The organism is Aerococcus viridans (assembly GCF_002871935.1).
Taxonomy (GTDB): domain Bacteria; phylum Bacillota; class Bacilli; order Lactobacillales; family Aerococcaceae; genus Aerococcus; species Aerococcus viridans_B.
Genome location: NZ_PNHQ01000039.1, coordinates 1 through 4502 on the forward strand (window position 1 = coordinate 1; position 4502 = coordinate 4502).

The following is a 4502-nucleotide window of genomic DNA, read 5'->3' on the forward strand; positions in this document are numbered from 1 at the left end:
TATCTCAATGTATATAATAGAAAAACTGCAAAATATAACAGAAACATAATAAACTGGCCTCTGAAATTAGAGGTATGAATTATTCAGGTCGGACTATTAAACTTAACCGAAATACTATAAACAAAATGTCTACATGGCATACGATGCAGCGACTCCAAAAAGATGTTTACTGTTAAAAATAAAGAATAGACAAGGGGCTTGAGATGTACAACTATATCATTTTCGATGTGGATGGAACTATTTTAGACACGGAAAAAGCAGTCTTAAATTCTCTGCAACAAACTCTAAAAGAAGAAGGACGGCAGTATAAACTAGGGAATTTACGCTTTGCTTTAGGTATTCCGGGCAAAGAGACTTTGAATCGCTTGAATATCCCAGAGGTTGATCGCGTTCATTCAAAATGGGCTCAATTGGAAACAGAGTATTCAAAGGATGCAACATTATTTCCAGATTTAGAAACTGTCATTGACCATTTAGGAAAAAGAAAAATCAAATTAGGCATTGTTACATCTAAAACTAAACAGGGAATGGTTGATACCTTTGATCCGTTAGGGCTTAGTTCGTATTTTGAAGAGATGATTACTGCGGATGATACAACGAAACACAAACCACACCCTGAACCGTTGCTGTCATGCATGGAGCGGCTAAATGCTCCACCAAGCAAAACAATATATATAGGTGATTCAATCTACGATATGCAAAGTGCGAAAGCAGCAGGAATCAAATTCGGACTTGCATTATGGGGTGCAAAAACAACAGAAAAATTTGACTCAGCAGATTATATTTTCAAACAACCAATAGATATTATAGACTGGATACAAACATAACAGACTTTCTAAAGAGCTTTATGATGACAAAAAAGATAAAGACAAAAAGAAAGGCTATAAATATACAGGTGCTGGAATGGCAATCGGTATAACCTTGGGCGTCGCTCTAGGTATTGCATTAGATAATATGGCATTTGTGGCGATTGGAATTACCTTAGGCGCTGCATTTGAAGGGGCCAATAAAAAAGAAGTAGAAAAGAAAGAAAAACAATAAAAAAATAAAGACGAAGAATAATATTTAATGGTGTAGAAATAGACTTTTTCTTAAGAATTTCTTGAGAAACGAAAACAGTTGTGATATATTATGAATACATTACAACAGAGGAGCGTTGAAAAAATGATTAACTCAATGAGATTACGTTAAGGATGGCAATAAGAAGCAGATCAATCTTATCGATTAGATTGGCCTTTTTGTCATGCTTAAGTTTTCTGTATTGGGCTTTTCATTAAACGTACAGTTGTTTGACCCATAGAGGGGTAACTGTCTTTTCATACGCTCATAATAAGATCATTTATGCAGATTAAAGCCGATAAGACTTTGACCTGTATTTTTTATTGCCTAAATGAAGTTGCTATAACAGGTATAAAATATACAGGAGTGAGAAAGCATGAATAAATTAGTATTAGAATTAAAGAATGTTGAAAAAAGTTTTATGAGTCGAGATATTTTAGCGATTGATGAATTGAAGGTCTACGAAAATGAAAAAATAGGAATCGTTGGTGGAAATGGAGAAGGTAAGAGTGCTTTGCTTAATCTTATTTCTGGAAAGTTAAAACCTGATATTGGTACAGTTCATCGTACGATTTATTTTGAATATTATGAACAAATTCAAGAAGGAATGAAGCCGGATTATGAGAAGATTGACCCCGAGTATTTATCGCGCTTAGATCTCCCAGAACATGAAGTTGAAAATTACAGTGGCGGGCAACAAACACGGCTGCGCCTCGCAGAGTACTTTTCGACGTACCAATTTGGCTTATTAATGGATGAGCCTACTACACATTTAGATACCGATGGCATTCAATTTCTAGTGGATCAGTTAAAATACTATTATGGTACGCTGATTGTAGTTAGCCATGATCGTTACTTTTTAGATCAAGTCGTGGACACAATTTGGGAAGTAAATAACGGGAAAGTGACCGTTTATCCAGGTAACTATTCTGCTTATCAAGCATTAAAAAAACAAGAATTAATTGAACAACAAAATGCGTTTGAAAAATTCACAAAAGAAAAACAACATTTAGAACAGGCGGCGAAAGAGAAACAAGCGCAGGCTGAAAAAATGGCCAGCGTAAGTACTAAACAGAAAAACAAAGCTGTAAAACCTGATCGACTGGCTTCTTCCAAACAAAAAGATACGGTTCAAAAAGCAGCCCATAAAGCTGCGAAAGCCATACAAAAAAGAGCAGAACAACTGGATGAGGTTCAAAATGTTGCGGAAGAAAAAGTCATCAACTTTCCACAACCTAAAAATTTAGAGATGCATAATGACTTCCCGATTATGGGACACAAAGTTACGATTCAAAGGGGCTCTAAGGTATTATTTGACGAAGCGAGTTTTCAACTGCCATTAGGAAAACGAATTGGTATAACTGGTCCAAATGGGTCTGGGAAATCAACGTTGTTAGAGTATATTGTAAATGATGGGGAAGGTATTACCTTATCGAATAAAATCGTCTTTTCCGTTTACAAACAAAAGGCTTACCAACTATCACAAGACAAAACAATGATAGAGTATTTAAAACAAGATTCACATTTGGAGGAACCGGTTATTCGAAGCATTTTAAATAACTTAGGTTTTGATCAAACAGAAGTTGTAAAGAAATCAGTGGTCGATTTGAGTGGTGGAGAAGTTACTCGGTTAGTCATTGCGAAGTTATTTACAGATCCAAGTAATGTCCTTATCTTAGATGAACCGACGAATTTTATTGACGTACAAACAATTGAAGCCTTGGAGTTATTGATGAAAAGTTACAAAGGTACGATTCTGTTTACCTCACACGATAAATATTTTATGGAACGAGTGGCCGAACAGATATGGGAGATAAGAGATCAACGATTAAACTTGGTTGAGTACTAAGCTCATGATGCCCTTATTTTGAATGAGGGGCTATTTTTAAGCGTCTGGTGTTAAAAGGAAAAAATCTGAATAGGAGTGAATGGATATGGAAAATAATGTTTTGAAATTAGCTAGACATCATCATTTAGAAATCGATGAAACGTCACTAGAATTTATTAATATGGGATTAGACTTCCAAGTTGTATTTGGAACAGATGAAAATGGTACAGAATGGGTACTTCGTATTCCTAGAAGAAAAGATGTATTTGAAAAAGTACAAATTGAAAAAAGTATTCTTGATCTTGTAAATGAGTTGGATAGTGATTTTCAAGTTCCAAATTGGGAAATTTTTACAGAAGAATTGATTGCCTACAAGAAATTAGAGGGAAAACCAGCAGTCACTACGGATATAGAAACACAAGAACAGGATTGGGTCTTCGATATTAAAAAGGTTCCAGAGAATTATATTCAAAGCTTAGGAAAGGCGCTTGCTACTTTACATGGCGCTTCTAAAGAAAAAGCCAAAGCAGCAGGACTTCCTGTTCAGTCTGCAGCAGAACTTCAAACATCCATGAAAGAACGGATGGATACAGTAAATAATCGATATAAAGTGAATAAGTCTTTGTGGGAAAGATGGCAGAAGTGGATTGATGATGAAGAAATGTGGCCAAAAGAAACAGGCTTTATTCATGGGGACCTGTTCCCTGGACATACACTGGTTGATGAACAGTTTAAAATTAATGGAATAATTGACTGGACTGAAGCAAAAGTTGCCGATGTATCCAATGATTTCACAGCATTTTACATGTTATACGGTGAAAATCAACTGGAAGAGTTAATTGAGGCTTATAATAAAGCGGGCGGTTATACATGGCCGAAGATGAGACAGCATATTATGGAGCTTCTTTCTACACAAGGGATTACAATTGCAGAATTTGCGATGACATCTGGTTTAGAAGAGTACGATCAAATAGCTAAACAAATGTTTAGTCATGAGCAATAAAGATTTTGAAATAGAAAAGTAGACAAATCACCGAGTATAACGATTAGACAAGAAACTGAAAAAGTGGCTGAGACAACAGCTACTTTAGTTTGTTCTTACGAGGTTCCAATGAATCGATAAAATAAAAGAGGCGTCACAAAATCATTTAGATTTTGAACGCCTCTTTGTTTATTCAGAAACTGAAAATTTTTGTCCCAGTTCTAACAATATTTTATTTGTTATTCTCCACGATCCACTGTACCTACAATAGGTACGTTATCTAATACTTCTGTACCATGTGGAGATTCTTCGAAGTCTTCTTCAGCATAAACATTTCCAGCTTCGATTCCACCTTCGTGGACACCGTCTTCCCATCCTTCTGCATCTGTAACATCGTAAACAACGTCGCCTACTGCTACGTAAGCTTGACTTCCATCTTGTCCATCACCCATTAGGTGATGAAAAAAGAACCCCTTTCTGATATGGTTAATTCACGACAAACAACCAATAGAAAGGAGTTCTCTCAATGGTTACTTTACAAGAAGCTGCTGCAAAATTCAATAATGATTTACATGTCTCTCATACAGGTGGTCGTTTATCCAGTGATTTTGGCTTAGTTCTTATAGATGAAAT

At 35.7% G+C, this 4502-nt stretch carries 5 protein-coding genes; 4 read left to right on the forward strand and 1 reads right to left on the reverse strand.

Annotation, left to right across the window (positions count from 1 at the left end; translation table 11 throughout):
- Positions 1-203 precede the first annotated feature (203 nt).
- The 4 genes from CJ191_RS08985 to CJ191_RS08995 all read left to right on the forward strand — a co-directional run bounded on the left by CJ191_RS08985 (position 204) and on the right by CJ191_RS08995 (position 3890).
- Positions 204-827 (forward strand): HAD family hydrolase, encoded by a 624-nt coding sequence (locus CJ191_RS08985; protein ID WP_102199565.1) that lies wholly within the window; start codon positions 204-206, stop codon positions 825-827.
- 76 nt (positions 828-903) lie between these two features.
- Positions 904-1041 (forward strand): hypothetical protein, encoded by a 138-nt coding sequence (locus CJ191_RS09150; protein WP_165695912.1) that lies wholly within the window; start codon positions 904-906, stop codon positions 1039-1041.
- A 394-nt stretch (positions 1042-1435) separates the two neighbouring features.
- The gene (gene abc-f, locus CJ191_RS08990) at positions 1436-2908 is read left to right on the forward strand and encodes a ribosomal protection-like ABC-F family protein (RefSeq protein ID WP_059349304.1); all 1473 of its coding nucleotides are present in this window, start codon (positions 1436-1438) and stop codon (positions 2906-2908) included.
- An 85-nt stretch (positions 2909-2993) separates the two neighbouring features.
- Positions 2994-3890 carry a macrolide 2'-phosphotransferase gene (locus CJ191_RS08995; RefSeq protein ID WP_219721565.1) on the forward strand — a complete coding sequence of 299 codons (897 nt, stop codon included), beginning with the start codon at positions 2994-2996 and terminating at the stop codon, positions 3888-3890.
- 218 nt (positions 3891-4108) lie between these two features.
- Here the strand turns inward: CJ191_RS08995 and CJ191_RS09000 are convergent, their stop codons facing one another.
- Entirely contained in the window at positions 4109-4321 is a 213-nt protein-coding gene (locus CJ191_RS09000) for a hypothetical protein (protein ID WP_048729520.1), read from the reverse strand.
- Between the last annotated feature and the right edge of the window lie 181 nt (positions 4322-4502).

Excerpts from the sequence above, each read along its gene's own strand:
- CJ191_RS08995 (WP_219721565.1), top strand. The coding sequence starts at position 2,994 with ATGGAAAATAATGTTTTGAAATTAGCTAGACATCATCATTTAGAAATC.
- CJ191_RS08985 (WP_102199565.1), top strand. The coding sequence starts at position 204 with ATGTACAACTATATCATTTTCGATGTGGATGGAACTATTTTAGACACG.
- CJ191_RS09150 (WP_165695912.1), top strand. The coding sequence starts at position 904 with ATGGCAATCGGTATAACCTTGGGCGTCGCTCTAGGTATTGCATTAGAT.
- CJ191_RS09000 (WP_048729520.1), bottom strand. The coding sequence starts at position 4,321 with ATGGGTGATGGACAAGATGGAAGTCAAGCTTACGTAGCAGTAGGCGAC.
- abc-f (WP_059349304.1), top strand. The coding sequence starts at position 1,436 with ATGAATAAATTAGTATTAGAATTAAAGAATGTTGAAAAAAGTTTTATG.